This window comes from Acidimicrobiales bacterium, assembly GCA_041394245.1.
Lineage (GTDB): Bacteria > Actinomycetota > Acidimicrobiia > Acidimicrobiales > Aldehydirespiratoraceae > JAJRXC01.
This window is the reverse complement of the sequence record JAWKIR010000002.1, coordinates 1,294,938-1,311,906: the sequence shown is the minus strand read 5'-3', so window position 1 is coordinate 1,311,906 and position 16,969 is coordinate 1,294,938. Positions and strand designations below refer to the sequence as shown.

15 protein-coding genes are annotated in these 16,969 nt (G+C 68.2%); 14 read left to right on the top strand and 1 reads right to left on the bottom strand.

All coding sequences use genetic code 11. The annotated features are described in order from the left end of the window. Positions 1-4 precede the first annotated feature (4 nt). The 7 genes from yajC to aspS all read left to right on the top strand — a co-directional run bounded on the left by yajC (position 5) and on the right by aspS (position 8,830). Complete coding sequence (yajC, locus tag R2707_06605; protein ID MEZ5244746.1) at positions 5-322, top strand: preprotein translocase subunit YajC; 318 nt, start codon at positions 5-7, stop codon at positions 320-322. A 2-nt stretch (positions 323-324) separates the two neighbouring features. Beyond that, entirely contained in the window at positions 325-1,839 is a 1,515-nt protein-coding gene (secD, locus tag R2707_06600; protein ID MEZ5244745.1) for a protein translocase subunit SecD, read from the top strand. Further along, on the top strand, positions 1,836-2,918 hold the full coding sequence (secF, locus tag R2707_06595) for a protein translocase subunit SecF (GenBank protein ID MEZ5244744.1): 1,083 nt from the start codon (positions 1,836-1,838) through the stop codon (positions 2,916-2,918). Before secD ends, secF begins: the two co-directional genes overlap by 4 nt. 19 nt (positions 2,919-2,937) lie before the next feature. Further along, entirely contained in the window at positions 2,938-3,471 is a 534-nt protein-coding gene (locus R2707_06590) for an adenine phosphoribosyltransferase (GenBank protein MEZ5244743.1), read from the top strand. After that, positions 3,471-5,720, top strand: coding sequence for a bifunctional (p)ppGpp synthetase/guanosine-3',5'-bis(diphosphate) 3'-pyrophosphohydrolase (locus R2707_06585; protein ID MEZ5244742.1), 2,250 nt, complete (start codon positions 3,471-3,473; stop codon positions 5,718-5,720). The genes R2707_06590 and R2707_06585 overlap by 1 nt, the downstream gene beginning before the upstream one ends. Positions 5,721-5,782: 62 nt before the next feature. Beyond that, positions 5,783-7,051, top strand: coding sequence for a histidine--tRNA ligase (gene hisS / locus R2707_06580; protein ID MEZ5244741.1), 1,269 nt, complete (start codon positions 5,783-5,785; stop codon positions 7,049-7,051). A 21-nt stretch (positions 7,052-7,072) separates the two neighbouring features. Beyond that, positions 7,073-8,830 (top strand): aspartate--tRNA ligase, encoded by a 1,758-nt coding sequence (aspS, locus tag R2707_06575; GenBank protein ID MEZ5244740.1) that lies wholly within the window; start codon positions 7,073-7,075, stop codon positions 8,828-8,830. 1 nt (position 8,831) lies between these two features. Here the strand turns inward: aspS and R2707_06570 are convergent, their stop codons facing one another. Continuing rightward, a complete protein-coding gene (locus tag R2707_06570) occupies positions 8,832-9,431 on the bottom strand; it encodes a hypothetical protein (protein ID MEZ5244739.1) in 600 nt (199 codons plus the stop codon). A gap of 53 nt (positions 9,432-9,484) precedes the next feature. Between R2707_06570 and R2707_06565 the strand changes: the two genes are divergently transcribed. The 7 genes from R2707_06565 (at position 9,485) to aroE (ending at position 16,912) form a co-directional block, all read left to right on the top strand. Further along, entirely contained in the window at positions 9,485-10,777 is a 1,293-nt protein-coding gene (locus tag R2707_06565) for a replication-associated recombination protein A (protein ID MEZ5244738.1), read from the top strand. A gap of 41 nt (positions 10,778-10,818) precedes the next feature. Further along, positions 10,819-11,214 carry a hypothetical protein gene (locus tag R2707_06560; protein MEZ5244737.1) on the top strand — a complete coding sequence of 132 codons (396 nt, stop codon included), beginning with the start codon at positions 10,819-10,821 and terminating at the stop codon, positions 11,212-11,214. Next, positions 11,211-11,528: a hypothetical protein gene (locus tag R2707_06555; GenBank protein ID MEZ5244736.1), complete on the top strand. Its 318-nt coding sequence runs from the start codon at positions 11,211-11,213 to the stop codon at positions 11,526-11,528. Before R2707_06560 ends, R2707_06555 begins: the two co-directional genes overlap by 4 nt. 64 nt (positions 11,529-11,592) lie before the next feature. Continuing rightward, positions 11,593-14,157, top strand: coding sequence for an alanine--tRNA ligase (alaS, locus tag R2707_06550; GenBank protein ID MEZ5244735.1), 2,565 nt, complete (start codon positions 11,593-11,595; stop codon positions 14,155-14,157). Beyond that, positions 14,099-14,581: a Holliday junction resolvase RuvX gene (ruvX, locus tag R2707_06545; protein ID MEZ5244734.1), complete on the top strand. Its 483-nt coding sequence runs from the start codon at positions 14,099-14,101 to the stop codon at positions 14,579-14,581. The genes alaS and ruvX overlap by 59 nt, the downstream gene beginning before the upstream one ends. Further along, positions 14,574-16,091 (top strand): endolytic transglycosylase MltG, encoded by a 1,518-nt coding sequence (mltG, locus tag R2707_06540; GenBank protein ID MEZ5244733.1) that lies wholly within the window; start codon positions 14,574-14,576, stop codon positions 16,089-16,091. The genes ruvX and mltG overlap by 8 nt, the downstream gene beginning before the upstream one ends. After that, the gene (gene aroE / locus R2707_06535) at positions 16,088-16,912 is read left to right on the top strand and encodes a shikimate dehydrogenase (GenBank protein ID MEZ5244732.1); all 825 of its coding nucleotides are present in this window, start codon (positions 16,088-16,090) and stop codon (positions 16,910-16,912) included. The genes mltG and aroE overlap by 4 nt, the downstream gene beginning before the upstream one ends. Positions 16,913-16,969: the final 57 nt, after the last annotated feature.

Below are 16,969 nucleotides of genomic sequence, written 5' to 3'. Positions count from 1 at the left end.
TCCTATGAACATTGTCGTTCTCGTCGTCCTCATGGGCGCGCTCTACGCCTTCATGATCCTTCCGCAGCAGAAGCGCATGAAGGCCCACCAGCAGCTCGTCAACTCGCTCGCCGAGGGCGACCTCGTCGTGACCAACTCGGGGATCTTCGGTGCCATCGCCGAGGTCGAGGACACCGTCGTGTGGCTCGAGGTCGCTCCCGACGTCGAGCTCAAGATCTCGAAGTCCGCCATCGCGGAGCGGATCTCCGACACCGACGACGAGGATGACGCCGATGACGACGACGAACTCGTCGACGTCGACGCAGACGACGGCGACGTCTGACGATGCGGCGTCAGGTCACCTACGCGATCGGCATGGTCGCGCTCGCCGTCGCGGGGCTCGTCTACACATTTGCGGTCGGTAACGAGCCGCTCCTCGGGCTCGATCTCCAGGGCGGCGCGTCCGTGGTGCTGGAGCCTGAACCCAATCCCGACGGGTCGCCGGTGTCCGACGAGATCCTCGACCAGGCGATCGACGTCATCCGCAACCGGGTCGACGGTCTCGGTGTGCGCGAGCCGGAGATCAGCCGCCAGGGCCAGACCGTGCTCGTCCAGATCCCGGGCGTCGACGATCAGCAGCGGGCGCTCGATCTGGTCGGGCAGACCGCCGAGCTGCGGTTCCGCCCGGTGGTCGACGCCCTCGACCTCCAGGGTCAGCTGGTCCTGGAGTCGTCGATGACGATTCTCGAGAATGCCGATTCCCCCGACAACGAGGTCGACGACGCGACGATCGCCGAGGCCCAGGCGTTCGTCGACCGTTGGACGCTGACCCCCGATGCCGGCGCCGACGAGTTCTCGGTGCTCCCGCTCGCCGATGAATCGGCGCTCGAGACCCGACTGCTGCTCGGCCCGGCCCCGCTCCTCATCGACCAGGTGGCCCACCCCGACGGCCGCACGACCGGTGAGGTCGTCAGCGGCGCAACCGCCCTCCTGCGTGGCACGCCCCCGACATGGTCGGTGGGCGTCGAGCTCCGGGCCGGCAGCCCGGGTGCCGACGACTTCAATGCGCTCGCCACCATCTGCTTCACCCGGTCCGCCGACTGTCCGACCGGGCGGATCGCCATCGAGATCGACGGTCGAGTCGAGAGCGCGCCGGCCGTCCAGGGCACGGACTTCGGTCGCGACGTGAGCATCACCGGCAGCTTCACCGAGGGTGAGGCGAAGGATCTCGCCCTGATCCTGCGGTTCGGCTCGTTGCCGGTCGAGCTCACCCCTCAGGAGAGCCGCACCGTCTCGTCGAGCCTCGGCGAGGACGCGCTCAACGCCGGCATCGCCGCCGGCATCCTCGGGCTCCTGCTCGTGTCGCTCTACCTGATCGCCTACTACCGGATCCTCGGTCTCGTCGCGATCGCGAGCCTCGTGATCTCGAGCGCCATGCTCTGGACGATCATCGCGTGGCTCGGCGACTCACAGGGCCTCGCATTGACACTGGCCGGCGTCACCGGCCTGATCGTCTCGGTCGGTGTCTCCGTCGATTCCAACGTGGTCTTCTTCGAGCACCTCAAGGAAGACGTCCGACGGGGGCGAACCGTTCGCTCCGGCGTGGCACGCTCGTTCCCCATCGCCTTCTCGACGATCGTCAAGGCCGACGTCGCCAGCCTCATCGCCGCGGTGGTGCTCTATGTCCTGACGGTGGGGCAGGTGAAGGGCTTCGCGCTCTTCCTCGGACTCGCGACCGTGCTCGACCTCGTGGCGACCTACTTCTTCATGGGGCCGCTGGTACGTCTGATGGCCGAGAGAGCATCGATGACCGAACACCCGCGCCGCTACGGCATCGTCCCGGCGGAGGTCGCATCGTGAAGACCCTTCGACTCATGTACCGCGGTGAGCAGGAGTTCGACTTCCCGCGGATGTGGCGATGGATGCTCGCCGTGTCCGGGGTGGTCGTCGCGCTCAGCATCGGCTCGCTGCTGACCCAGGGCCTCAACCTCGGCATCGAGTTCGAGGGTGGCACCTCGTGGGAGGTCTTCGCCCCCGACGCGTCGGTCGCCGACACGAGGGACGCGCTCGCCGACACCGACGCTGCGGCCGGGAAGATCCAGATCCTCGGTGGCGACAGCGTGCGGGTGCGCGCCGATCTCGACACACCCGAGCAGATCGACGCGGTGACCGCCGTACTCGCGGAGTTGGCCGGCGCCGACACCACCGACGTCAGCGTGACGACGGTCGGCCCGTCGTGGGGCACGGAGATCACGCACCAGGCTCGCAATGCGCTCATCTGGTTCTTCATCATCATCGCCGGCTACATCGCGGTCCGGCTCGAGTGGAAGATGGCCGTCGGTGCGCTCGTCGCCGTCGCCCACGACATCATCTTGTCGGTCGGGATCTACTCGATCTTCCAGTTCGAGGTGACCCCGGCGACGGTCATCGCCTTCCTCACGATCATGGGTTACTCGCTCTACGACACGATCGTCGTCTACGACCGGGTCAGGGAACTCGATGGTCGACTCTCGGCGAGTGGGCGCTACACCTACACCGAGATGATGAACTCGGCCCTGAACCAGGTGCTGATGCGCTCCATCAACACCTCGTTCACCTCGGTGATCCCGGTGCTCTCGATGCTCGTGGTCGGCTCGTTGTTCCTGGGCGCGCTCACGCTCCAGGAATTCGCGATCGCGCTGCTCATCGGAATCGTCGTCGGCGCCTACTCGTCGATCTCGGTCGCCTCCGCGGTCGTGGCGTTCCTGAAGGAACGCGAAGACGGTCATCGTGCGGTTGCCCGCAAGATCGAGGCGAAGGGACTCGCCGGCGAGTCCACCCGTTCGGTCACCATCGACGAGGTCTCGGTCGGGGCCACGCCGGCCCGGCCGACGACCGACCGCCCCCGGCCGGGCGGTACCGCACCGCCCCGCCCGAGGAAGAAAAAGAAGAAGCGCTAGTGGCGGTACGGTGTGCGGTATGGCCGCAGCCGGAATCGTGCAAGGACTCATCCGGGACATCCCCGACTTTCCCGAGCCCGGGATCGTCTACAAGGACATCACGCCGCTGCTCGCCGATCCCATCGGCTTCGAGGCCGCGATCGGCGCGATGGCCGAGCCGTGGTCCGGTTCCGCCGTCGACGTCGTGATCGGTATCGAGGCACGCGGGTTCCTGTTCGGTGCGACGGTCGCCCGTCAGCTCGGGCTCGGCTTCGTGCCCGTCCGCAAGCCCGGCAAGCTGCCGTTCTCGACTTCGTCGGTCGACTACGGCCTCGAGTACGGAACCGACACCCTCGAAATCCACACCGACGCCATCGGCGAGGGACAGCGGGCGCTCGTGATCGACGACGTGCTCGCCACGGGCGGCACGGCAGCGGCGACGGCGGAGCTCGTGCGTCGACACGGCGGTGTCCTCGTCGGGTTCGGGTTCCTGATCGAACTCGACTTCCTCGGAGGCCGCCATCGCCTCGACGGTGCGCGCATCGAGCGCGTGGTCTCGGTCGGAGGCGACTGATGTCGACCGTCACCCGTGTCCTTCCGTGGCGGCGGGGCCCGAACCGTTCCACGTCGCAGGAGATCGCGGGACTGCTCGCGGCCTATGAGCAGCACCATCCGAAGGGCGACACGACCCTGATCGAGCGGGCGTTCGCGCTCGCCGCCAGCGCCCACGAAGGCCAGTACCGCAAGTCCGGGGAGCCCTACGTCCGTCATCCGGTGGCCGTTGCCACCATCGTCGCCCGGCAGGGGATCGACGACATCACGATCGCCGGGGCGCTCCTCCACGACGCCGTCGAGGACACCTCGGTCGATCTCGCGTTGCTCGAAAAGGAGTTCGGGGCCGACCTGGCGCGCATCGTCGACGGTGTGACCAAGCTCGAACGGGTCAAGTACGACACGAAGGAGCAACAGCAGGCAGCCACCATGCGCAAGATGATCGTGGCGATCGCGTCCGACATGCGGGTGCTGATCATCAAGCTCGCCGACCGCCTCCACAATCTGTCAACGGTTGCCGGGCTTCCCGCGTTCAAGCAGGAGCGCACTGCCCGCGAGACACTCGACGTCTACGCCCCGCTGGCCCATCGCCTCGGCATGCAAGAGATGAAGATGCAGCTCGAGGACCTGTCGTTCGCGGCGTTGCATCCGCGGCGCTACGCCGAGATCGACCAGATGGTCCATCAGCGGGCCCCCGAACGCGACATCTATCTCGCCCAGGTGCTCGGCGACGTTCAGGCCCGCCTCGCCGAGCTCGGCATCGTCGCCCAGATCGACGGCCGTCCGAAACACCTCTGGTCGATCTACGAGAAGATGGTCGTGAAGGGGCGGGAGTTCGACGAGATCTTCGACCTCGTGGGCATCCGGGTGATCGTCGACTCCGTTCGCGAGTGCTACGGCGCCCTGGGCTCGATCCACGCGACCTGGCGGCCGGTGCAGGGTCGGTTCAAGGACTACATCGCGATGCCCAAGTTCAACCTCTACCAGTCGTTGCACACGACGGTGGTCGGCCCGCAGGGCAAGTCGATCGAGGTGCAGATCCGCACCCGTGAGATGCACCAGCGGGCCGAGTTCGGCGTCGCCGCCCACTCCGATTACAAGGACGGCGAAGCCGGCAGCGAGATGGCCTGGCTGAACCGGATCGTCGAGTGGCAACAGGAGACCTCCGACCCGTCGGAGTTCATGAACAACCTGAAGGTCGATCTCGACCAGGACGAGGTCTACGTCTTCACCCCGAAGGGCAAGGTCTTCGAACTGCCCGTCGGGGCCACCCCGGTCGACTTCGCCTACAGCGTCCACACCGATGTCGGCCACGCGTGCATCGGGTCGAAGGTCAACGGTCGGCTCGTCCCGCTCGACACCCGCCTCGAGTCGGGCGACAGCGTCGAGATCTTCACCTCGAAGGTCGAAGGTGCAGGCCCGAGCCGCGACTGGCTGAAGTTCGTCGCCAGTCGCCGGGCCGCCAACAAGATCAAGCAGTGGTACACCCGTGAACGGCGCGAGGATGCCATCGAGCAGGGGCGCGACGAGCTCCTGTCGGCCCTGCGGCGCGAAGGTCTCCCGGCGCAGCGGATCGTCAAGGAAGCGGTCTTCGTCGGTGTCGTCGAGCAGCTCAACTACGCCGACGAGGATTCGCTGTACGCGGCCATCGGTGAGGGTCATGTGGCCGGTTCGACGGTCGCAGATCGCATCGCCAAGGAATTGCGCGGTGACGAGCCGTCGAGCGACCAGGACCAGCCGAGGTTGCCGGCCAACGTCAGTCGACGGATCGGCGCCAAGCGACGGGCGACGGGTTCGGCCGGTGTCCACGTCGAGGGACTCGACGACATCATGATCCGCATCTCCCGGTGCTGTTCTCCGGTGCCACCCGACGAGATCGTCGGCTTCGTCACCAGGGGCCGGGGGGTCTCGGTCCATCGGGCCGACTGCCTCAACGCGACGACGCTCCAGGAGGGCCAGCCCGATCGACTGATCGAGGTCGAGTGGGATGCCGATCACGACGGCCGGTTCGCGACCACCATCGAGTTGCAGGCCCTCGACCGCACCTCGCTCCTGGTCGACGTGGCCAAGGTGCTGGCCGAGCACGGACTCAACGTCATCGGTGTCGCCACCGAGACGGGCGACGACGCGATCGCCAAGATGCAGTTCGAGTTCGAACTGGCCGATCTGAGCCAGCTCGACACGGTGCTCTCGCGTCTGCTCGCCGTCGAAGCCGTCTACGACGCTTATCGGCTCATGCCGGGCGGGGGCACCTCGAGTACCGACGACTGACGCGCCAACTCTCGGGGAAACCTCCACGAGGTCGGCGGACGCCACCGGTAGCCTGAGCGGCTGTGGCCGAGCCGACCTTCCGTGCCCCGAAAGGCACCCGCGACATCCTTCCGCCCGAATCAGGCCGACGTCGCGCGCTCGTCGAGCGTTTCGCACTGGCCGCCGGCCTCGGCGGCTTCGGTGAAGTGGTCTCGCCGATCTTCGAGGATCTCGGCGTCTTCAAACGCATCGGTGAGTCGACCGACGTCGTCACCAAGGAGATGTTCGACTTCCTCGACAAGGGCGATCCGCCGCAACACCTCGCCCTGCGGCCCGAGCTGACCGCTTCGATCTGCCGGGCCTACGCCGAACACCGCCCCGTGCCGCCGTGGAAGGTCTGGTACGAGGGGCCACAGTTCCGCTACGAGCAGCCGCAGGCGGGCCGCTATCGCCAGTTCACCCAGGTCGGTGTCGAGGTGCTCGGCGCCGACGACCCACAGGCCGACATCGACGTGATCGCACTGGCGGCGCGCTTCTTCGAGTCGCTCGGACTCCGCAACGTGCAACTCTCGCTCAACAGCCTCGGCGACGCGTCCTGTCGGCCCGCCTACCTCGACGCCCTGACGGCCTATCTCGGCCATCACCGCGACGAACTCTCGACCCAGTCGCAGGTCACCCTCGAACGAAACGCCCTGCGGGTCCTCGATTCCAAGCGGCCCGAGGATCAGGCGATCATCGACGACGCGCCCGTCATGGTCGACTTCCTCGCCGACGAGACCGCACAACACTTCGCCGCAGTCCGGTCGGGGCTCGATGCGCTCGGCGTCGACTACACCATCTCCGCCCGGCTCGTCCGCGGGCTCGACTACTACACCCGGACCACCTTCGAGTTCGCGGCGACCTCGCTCGAGAGCGCGCAGAACGCCGTCGGCGGCGGCGGCCGCTACGACGGCCTGGTCGAAGACCTCGGCGGCCCGCCGACCCCGGGTATCGGGTTCGCGCTCGGCGTCGATCGGATTCTGCTCGCCTGCGATGCCGAGGGGGTCTTCCCCGCCCCGCCGTCGGCGGTGTCGGTGTTCGTCGTCGATGTCACCGGCGGCGACCACGCCCTCGACGTCTGCGAGCGTCTGCGGGCCGGGGGAGTGGGGGCCGATCGTGCCTACGGCGGGCGCTCGATGAAGGCCCAGATGAAGGTGGCCGATCGCTCGGGTGCCCCGTACGCGGCGATCATCGGCGAAGACGAGGTCGCGGCCGGCGAAGTCACACTCCGCGACCTGCGCGGCGACAGCGGCCAACGCCGCGTCGGCCTCGACGATCTCGTGCGCGACATCCGCGCACTCACCGAGAACTGAACCAGAGAGACTGAGAACACGATGGATCTGTCCACCTCCCAACGAACCGACATGTGCGGCACGCTCACCGCAGCCGACGTCGGGCGCACCGTGACCGTCTGCGGCTGGGTCGACAAGCGGCGCGAGCACGGTGAACACCTCGCCTTCATCGATCTCCGCGACCGCACCGGCGTGGTGCAGTGCGTGGTCAACCGGTCCCACGACCTCCGCAGTGAGTACGTCGCATCGATGACCGGTGAGGTGCGCTTGCGCCCCGACGACACCGCCAACGCCGATCTCGCCACCGGTGAGATCGAGATCGAGGTGACCGAGATCATCATCCTGGCCGAGGCCGAGGCGCCGCCGTTCCCGCTCGACGAGCGCACCGAGGTCGACGAGACCATCCGGCTGCGCCATCGCTACGTCGATCTGCGAAAGGACCGCATGCAGCGCAACCTGCGCACCCGAGCGGCGGTCAACAGCGCGCTGCGCCGCGGCATGGAGGAGCAGGGGTTCGTCGAGGTGGAGACCCCGATGCTGATCGCGTCGACGCCGGAAGGCGCCCGCGACTTCGTCGTGCCCTCGCGAAAGGAGCCGGGAAGCTTCTACGCCCTGCCCCAGAGCCCGCAGCTGTTCAAGCAGCTGTGCATGGTGGGTGGGATCGACCGCTACTACCAGATCGCCCGCTGTCTGCGAGACGAGGACCTGCGCGCCGATCGGCAGTTCGAGTTCATGCAACTCGACGCCGAGATGAGCTTCGTGGACCAGGAGGACGTGTTCTCGGTCATCTCCCACGCCGTGGCCGAGGCCGCCGAGGCGGTCACCGGTGAGCGTCCCACCGACTTCCCCCGCATCACCTGGCTCGATGCCCAGGAGCGCTACGGCTCCGACAAGCCCGATGTGCGGTTCGGCATGGAGCTCGTCGAGCTCACGCCGATCTTCGAAGGCACCGAGGCCCGGGTCTTCCAGGCACCCTGCGTGAAGGGCATCCGGATGGAGGGCGGGGTCGATGCGCTCAGCCGCAACCAGATCGACGGGCTCGTGGAGACCTGCCAGCGCTGGGGCGCCAAGGGCCTCGCGTGGATGAAGGTCGTCGAAGGTGACGGCGGGCCGGCGCTCGACGCCGGTGTCGCCAAGTTCCTGTCACCCGAGGAGTCCACGCAGGTCATCGCCGCGCTCGAAGCCACACCCGGCGACATGGTGTTCCTCGTCGCCGACGAACGGCGCCTCGTGCGTCATGTGCTCGGCCTGCTCCGGCTCGAGTTGGGCCGTCCCCCCGTCAACGAGGGCGGACTCCAGTTCCTGTGGGTCGTCGACTTCCCGCTGTTCGAGGCGCTGGGCGACGGGGGCAAGCCGATCCCCGCACACCACCCCTTCACGATGCCCCACGCCGACGACGTGCATCTCCTCGACGAGGGTGGTGAGGCGCTGCTCGACGTGCGCTCTCAGGCCTACGACCTCGTACTCAACGGCGTCGAGCTCGGGTCGGGGAGCATCCGGATCCATCGTCCCGACGTGCAGCGCCGGATCTTCGAGCTGCTCGGCATCGGCGAAGAGGAAGCGCAGGCGAAGTTCGGGTTCCTGCTCGATGCCTTCCGCTTCGGCGCCCCACCGCACGGTGGGTTCGCGTTCGGCACGGATCGTCTGACGATGCTGCTCGTCGGTGAGACCAACATCCGCGAGGTGATTGCCTTTCCGAAGACCCAGTCGGGGGCGGACCCGTTGACCAATGCGCCGTCGCCGATCGATGCCACCCATCTGGAGGAGCTCGGTCTGCGGGTGCTGCCACCCGCGACCTGACTCAGATCAGCTTCATCTCCACGACGAGGGCATCGAGCGGCGCGCTGGGGTGCAGCTCGCGCATCACTTCGGGTGCGGTGAGCTCGTGGCTGAGGAGGCGGGCCTCGATGGAGTCCGGTCCACGAGCGGCTCGGATCGAGCGATCGTCGAGCGGGGTGATCTCGTACCCCAGGCGCTCGAACTCGTCGGCCAGCGCGGCGCCGACCGTGGTCGGCGTGAACCCCGTCGTGAAGAACGCGACCTCGCGGGGGTTGAGCGGGCCGGAGCCCATGAGCGGGGCCAGGTCGCACGGCATGGCGATCCCGTCGACGGCGTCGGCCAGCGAGCGGGCCCGTGGCCGGTCGGGATCGATCTGCGCCATGACGGCGACGGCCGGGCCATTCGCCTGGTCGGTCTCGGGGCCGACTCCTTCCGGTCGTGGCACGAGTGTCGACGGTTCCGGCAGCGTGTCACCTGGCGGCGGCGGGAACTCGATCGGTTCGAAGGTCTCCTTCGGCCCCATCGCCCGCCAGCTGCCGTGTGACACACGGCGACGCAGGAGGATGAAGCACGACACGGCGAACCACGGCCAGAAAATGAAAGGAATGATGTCTCTCACCATTTCCCTATCGGCAACTGCGGGGGATGCCTGAGCACTGCTCTAGGGTCGTCGCGGTGAGCGACGATCTCTTCAGCGCGGCGGCACAGTCCCGCCTCGAGGGGCGGTCGCCGCTCGCGGCCCGGCTTCGGCCCCGCAACCTCGACGAAGTCGTCGGGCAACGCCATCTGCTCGCGCCGGGAAAACCACTGCGGGCCCTCATCGACAACGATCGGTTGTCGTCGGTCATCTTCTGGGGTCCGCCGGGCACGGGCAAGACGAGCCTGGCTCGTCTGGTCGCGACGACGACCGAGAAGGTCTTCGAGGAACTGTCGGCCGTGACGGCGTCGGTGAAGGACGTCCGCGAGGTCATCGCCAAGGCCCGTCAGCGCCTCGGCGAGCGGGGCCAGGGGACCATCCTCTTCCTCGACGAGGTCCACCGGTTCAACAAGGCCCAGCAGGACACGCTGCTTCCCGCGGTCGAGGAGGGTCTGATCGTCCTCATCGGGGCGACGACGGAGAACCCCCACTTCGAGGTGAACCCTCCGCTGATGTCGCGTTCGACGCTGTTCCGGCTGCAGGCGCTCGGCGAGGACGACATCGCCGAGCTCATCCGACGGGGGCTCGAGATCGAGGGCGCGACGGCAGATGACGACGCCGTGGCCCACCTGGCGGCGCGCAGCGGCGGCGACGGGCGACACGCGCTCACCGGGACCGAGGTCGCGGTCGCTCTGGCCTCGGAGCGGGGCCGACCCTTGCACGTGACCCTCCCCGACGCGGAAGGCGCGGTCGACGCGAAAGCGGTTCGCTACGGCCGCGACGGCCACTACGACGTCATCTCGGCGTTCATCAAGAGCATCCGGGGCAGCGACGCCGATGCCGGGCTCTACTGGCTCGCCCGCATGCTCGAGGCCGGCGAGGACGCACGTTTCATCGCTCGGCGGCTGGTGATCCTCGCCTCGGAGGACATCGGCATGGCCGACCCGCAGTCGCTGCTGATCGCGAACGCGGCGGCGCAGGCCGTCGAGTTCGTCGGCCTCCCCGAGGCACAGCTGAACCTGGCCCAGGCGGTGATCCATCTCGCCACCGCACCCAAGTCGAACCGGGTCACCGAGGGGATATTCGCGGCGCGTGAAGCGGCACGTTCGGCCGGGACCGGCGAGGTTCCTCCACATCTGCGCGATGCGCACTACAAGGGAGCGGCGAGCCTCGGCCACGGCAACGGGTACCGCCTCCCCCACAAGGCGCCCGAGGGTTGGGTTGCCCAGCAGTACCTCCCGGACGAACTCGTCGGTTCGGTGTTCTACGAGCCGACGTCGCACGGCCACGAGGCTGAACTCGACGAGCACTGGCCCGGCCGAACGACCTGACCATCCCCCCACGGGCGGGGAGCGACGGGTTCACTGGTGCGATGTCCGCTGCCGACCTCGCTGCCGTGATCGTCTCGGTCGTCTGCCTCGCCGTGGTCGTCGTGATGGTGCTCGCCGTGCAGGCGCTGGTGCGCACGCTGCGCGAACTCCGGGCGACGGTCGACGACCTGCGTGGTGCGACACTGCCGATGGTCCACGATCTCCAGCACACCGTCACGAAGGCGGGTGATGAGCTCGAGCGGGTCGATGCCGTGCTCGACAAGGCGGAGCGGATCACGACCACGGCCGATGTCGCGTCCCGGCTGGCGTACCGGGCCGTGGCGCCCCCGCTGATCAAGACCGCGTCGATCGTGGCCGGCGCCGGGCGGGCGACCTGGCGGATGCGGGGGACTCGGTCTCGCCGCCGCGCCATCGACGTGGGGAGTCGCCTCAGATGAAACGGGTCTTCTGGTCCACCGTGGGCTACGCCGCCGGTCTCGGCACGTCGGTCTACGTCCAGCGCAGGGTGCGCCGCGCTGTCGAGTACTACACCCCCGAGCAGGTCCGACGTGACGTGGCCGTCCTCGGGCGCCAGGCTGCCGACAGGGCGCGCGACGTTGTGATCGATCTCCGCGAGGCGGCAGCCGAGGGAGCCGAGGCGATGCGGGAACGGGAGGCCGAGTTGCGCAGGGAGTACGCCCCCGGCGTACCCGGCGAGGCGGGCACGGTGGCGCGCCCCCATCGACGACCCACCCGGCCCCGCAAGGCCTGAGTCCGGATCGACGGGCGAAACCGGATCGCCTGTCTCCGTCCGCGATCGTTAGGATTGTTCGCTCATGAAGGCCAACGAAGTTCGCCGAGCGTTCACCGACTTCTTCGTCGAGCGCGGCCACACCTACCAGCCGTCCGCGAGCCTGATTCCCCACGACCCATCGCTGCTGTTCACCGTCGCGGGCATGGTTCCGTTCAAGACCTACTTCACCGGCGAGGAGCCTGCGCCCTACGAGCGGGCCGTCAGTATCCAGAAGTGCGTCCGGGCGGGCGGCAAACACAACGATCTCGACGAGATCGGACGAACGAAGCGCCACCTCACCTTCTTCGAGATGATGGGCAACTTCAGCTTCGGCGACTACTTCAAGTCCGATGCCTGCAAGTGGGCCTGGGAATTCGTCACCGAGACCCTCGGCCTCGACCCCGAACGCATCTGGGTCACCGTGCACATCACCGACGACGAGGCCGCGGCGATCTGGGAGCACGAGGTCGGTGTCCCGGCCGGGCGCATCCAGCGACTCGACGAGGACAACTACTGGAAGATGGGCGACACCGGGCCGTGCGGTCCCTGCTCGGAGATCTTCTGGGACAAGGGCCCCGAGTTCGGGGCCGACGGCGGGCCCGAACACGGCGGCGAAGACCGCTACATCGAGATCTGGAATCTCGTCTTCATGCAGTTCGATCAGGCCGAGGACGGGTCGAAAACCCCCTTGCCGAAGCCATCGATCGACACCGGCATGGGGCTCGAGCGGACCGTCTCGGTCCTCCAGGGCGTCGACTCGGTGTGGGACACCGACGAGTTGCGCGCCCTCCAGCAGGCCGCGGCCGACCTGACGGGCCTCGACCCGGCGACCGTCGACGGTGAACAACTCGTGTCGTTGCGCATCCTCGCCGATCACGCCCGCAGCACATCGATGCTGGTGAGCGACGGGGTGTTCCCGTCCAACGAGGCCCGCGGCTACGTGCTGCGCCGCATCCTGCGCCGGGCGGTGCGCCACGCGTACCTCCTCGGCGTCGAGACCCCGGTGATGGGCGGCATGGTCGATGCCGTCGTCGAGGTCATGGGGAGCGACTACCCGGCCCTCGTCGAGAACCATCGTTTCGTGCGCGACGTGATCGATCGAGAAGAGGTCAGGTTCCGCGAGACCCTGCGCACCGGCCAGACCATCCTCGACGACAAGATCGACGCGCTGGGCGCCGGCGAACCGCTCCCGGGCGACACCGCGTTCCTCCTTCACGACACCTACGGGTTCCCGCTCGAGGTGACCCAGGAGATCACCGCCGAGCGGGGCGTCGAGGTCGACGTCGAGGGCTTCCGTGCGGCGATGGCCGACCAGCAGAAGCGGGCCAAGGATGCCCGCAAGGTGGCCTCCGCCGGCGACACGGGCGATCTGTCGGCCCTTGTCGCGGCCAACGGCGAGACCGTTTTCACCGGCCGCGACGAGGTCGCGACCGAGGCGACCGTCCTGCATGCCGACGACCGGGTGATCGTGCTCGACCGCACCCCGTTCTACGCCGAGTCTGGTGGGCAGATCGGTGACACCGGCACCATTCGCACGGAGACGGGCGAGGCGACGATCGCCGACACCCGCTACGGCGTCCCCGGCCTCGTCGTTCACCACATCGGCGACCTGCAGGGCGAGATCTCGACCGGTCAGTCGGCTACTGCGACCATCGACAACGACCGTCGCGCCGCAATCCGACGCAACCACACGGCGACCCATCTGCTCCACTGGGCGCTGCGCAAGGTCGTGGGCGACCACGTGAAGCAGCAGGGATCCTGGGTCGGTCCCGATCGCCTCCGATTCGACTTCAGCCACTACGAGGCGGTGACCCCCGAGCAGATCGCCGAGGTCGAGGACCTCGTCAACGCCGAGGTGATCAGCAATCCCTCGTGCCGTCACTTCGAGACGACCATGGACGAGGCACAACTGCTCGGCGCGATCGCGTTCTTCGGCGACAAGTACGGCGATGTGGTTCGCGTGCTCGAGGCCGGACCGAACTCGATCGAGCTGTGCGGCGGCACCCACGTGCGGGCGCTGGGCGACATCGGCGCGCTCCGTGTCGTCTCCGAAGGGTCGATCGGCAGCAACATCCGTCGCATCGAAGCCGTCACCGGCATGGCGACGATCGAACTGATGCGCAGCATCGACGCCACGGCGACGGCGGCCGCTCGGAGCCTGAGCGTGCAGCCCGACGAGCTCGCCGAGGGGATCGAACGGCTCCAGGCCGAGGCGAAGGCGCTGCGTACCGAAGTCGCCAAGCTCAAGCAGCAGATGGCGGTCGGGCAAGCTCCGGCGCTCGCCGCGCAGGCGATCGACGGCGTCGTCGTCGCCCGCGTCGACGGGGTCGACCGCAACGGTCTGCGCGATCTCGCCGTCTCGGTCCGCGATCAGAGCGGCGTGAATGCCGTGGTGCTCGGGGCCGAGCTCGGCGGTGGGGGCGTGGCGCTCGCCGCCGCGGTCACCCCGGAGAGCGCCCACAAGGCCGGAGCCCTCATCGAAGAGGCCAAGAAGACCGTCGGCGGCGGCGGCAAGCCGGCCGACGATCTCGCCGTGGCCGGAGGCAAGGATGCCGCTGCGCTCGACGAGGCACTCGACCAAGCCCGCGCCGCGGCCGGCATCGCCTGACGTGCGAGCCCTGGGGCTCGACCTGGGCAGCAAGCGGATCGGGGTCGCGGTGAGTGATTCCGACGGCACGCTGGCCATGCCGATCGAGGTGCTGAAGCGCTCGGGTGATCGTCGTCGCGAGCACGGCGAGATCGCCGCGCTGGTCGAGGAATGGGAGGCCGAGATCGTCGTGGTCGGGCTGCCCTACAACATGGACGGATCGATCGGACCCCAGGCCCAGAAGTACCTCGCCGAAACAAAGGTGCTGGGCGACACCCTTGACGTGCCCGTTGTTCCCTACGATGAACGGCTGACGACCGTCACCGCGGAGCGATCCCTCATGGAACAGCAGATGAAGGCAGACGCCCGCCGCCGGGTCGTCGACAAGGTCGCCGCGGCAGTGATGCTCCAGGCCTGGCTCGACGGAGGCATGCCCCGTGGCTGAGCCGCGCAAGCCGAAACGCAGCCTCGCCGCGTTCCTGACCGGCCAGGCCGAGGAGGAGATCCCGGAGGCGGCGAAAGCTCCACCGGTCGCGCCCAGCGCGACCGACCTCCCGCTGATCCCGACCGACGAGCCCCGCCGTCCGGCCACCCGTGTGGTCCGGCCCGCGCAGGCGGTCCCGCGGACACCGCCCCCGATGGCGGTCGGGCCCGACGGCGAGGAAGTGCCCATCGTCGCCCTGCCCGACTACGCCGCGCCTCCTGGTGTGGTGGTGTCGGCCGGCTACGACGCCAATGGCGTCGAGTACGTCTTCGAAGACGACCCGGGGGCGGAACCGCTGGTCGATCCGCGCTACGACGCCGACGATCGCAACTGGGTGCGCTACCGCACCAGTTGGGGTGGCTTCCTCCGGGTGATCGGTCTGGTCGTGCTCGTCCTCGTGGTGGTCGTGACCGCCCGCAATCGCGTCTATGCGTGGATCGATGACCAGATCGACGCCGGTGGCGATCACGGCGAGGAGATCGCGTTCACCATCGAATCGGGCGCCGCGGTCAACGACGTTGCGACGAAGCTGGCCGATGCGGGGATCATCAACAACGCGACCGTGTTTCGCTATTGGTTGCGCTGCGACGTGCCCAACGGCGGCGAGATCACCATCACCGGATTCCTCGGATGCGACACCGAGGTCCAGTTCCAGGCCGGCGACTACACCATGTTCGAGAACATGACCTACCAGGAGGTCGTCGACGTCCTCGCCGAGGGTCCGTATGTGCCCGAGATCTTCACGGTGAAGATCCCCGAAGGTCTGACGTTCGCCCAGACCTTCGAGCGGCTCCTCGACGAGAACGACGTCTTCGACGAGGAGGAGTTGCGGGTCGCGTTCCAGGACCCGGAGCTGTTCTCGAAGTACCTCCGCGAGGAGAACGCCGCCTTCTTCCCCCACGAGGGGCTGCTGTTCCCTGCCTTCTACGACGTCCCCGAGCAGGACATCGCCGACGAGCGCCTGATGGTGAGCCGGATGACCTCCGAGATGGATGCCCGAATCGACCGGCTGCTCGAGGAGTCGGGCGGACTGCCCCCCGAGGCGATCGAGCTCGGCTACGACGAATACGACATCGTCATCATCGCCTCGCTGATCGAGGAGGAGGCGAAGGTCCCGGAGGACCGACCCAAGATCAGCCGTGTCATCTGGAACCGGCTCGCCGCAGGCGAGCCGCTGGGTGTCGACGCAGCCGTCTGCTTCGGTGCCGGCATTTCGTGCCAGGACATCACCCAGGCGGATCTCGACAACACCGACAACCGCTGGAACACCCGTCGTCTGGCCGGCCTACCACCCACGCCCATCGCAGCGCCCGGCGAATCGAGCCTCGATGCCGCCCTCAATCCCGAGGAAGGCGACTGGTTCTTCTACGTGCTCACCGACGAGGACGGCAGCCATTCCTTCGCCGTCACCATCGAGGAACACAACGCCAATGTCGCCATCTGTGTCGAGAAGAACCTCGGCTGCGGATGATCGGCGGCCAGACAACCGTTGCTGCCGTCATCGGTGATCCGGTCGGTCATTCGTTGTCGCCGGCGATCCACAACGCCGCATTTGCCGCAGCCGGGCTCGACTGGGTCTATGTCGCGCTGCCCGTGATCGCCGGAGACGGCGCCGCGGCCGTCGACGCGATGCGCGTGCTCGGGCTGGGCGGCATGTCGGTCACCATGCCCCACAAGGACGCGGTCGCCGCGGCGGCCGACGACCGTTCCGACGCGGTCGAGGCGCTCGGCGCGGCCAACTGTCTGGTCCGCCTCGATGACGGTCGGATCCGGGCCGAGAACACCGACGGCGCCGGCTTCCTGTCCGGCCTCCGCGTCGATGCGGGATTCGACGTGCGTGACCGCACGGTCGTCGTGATCGGCGCGGGCGGGGCGGCGCGGGCCGTGGTCCACGCGTGCGCGGGTGCCGGCGCGAGGACCGTGACCGTCGTGAATCGGACTGCCGAGCGCGGGGCGGTGGCCGCCGCCCTCGCCGGCTCGGTGGGGCGCACCGGCTCGGAAGCCGAAGTGCCGACCGCCGACCTGGTGGTCAACGCCACATCGATGGGGATGGGCGCCGATCTGTCGATGCCGTGCGACCCGTCGCTGCTCGGCCCCGACCAGGTGGCCGTCGATCTCGTCTACGAGCCGATCGAGACCCCGTGGCTCGCCGCGCTCCGCGATCGCGGGATGACCGCCCACAACGGTTTGTCGATGCTCGTGGGTCAGGCGGCCGCCGCATTCACGTTGTGGACCGGGGTCGACGCGCCGATCGCGGCCATGCGGGCCGTCGTCGAGAACAAATTCGCGTAGTCCTCACTTCCCCGGTTCCCCGTGCCGATGGTCAGGTGTTCGCACGACTTCGGAGGT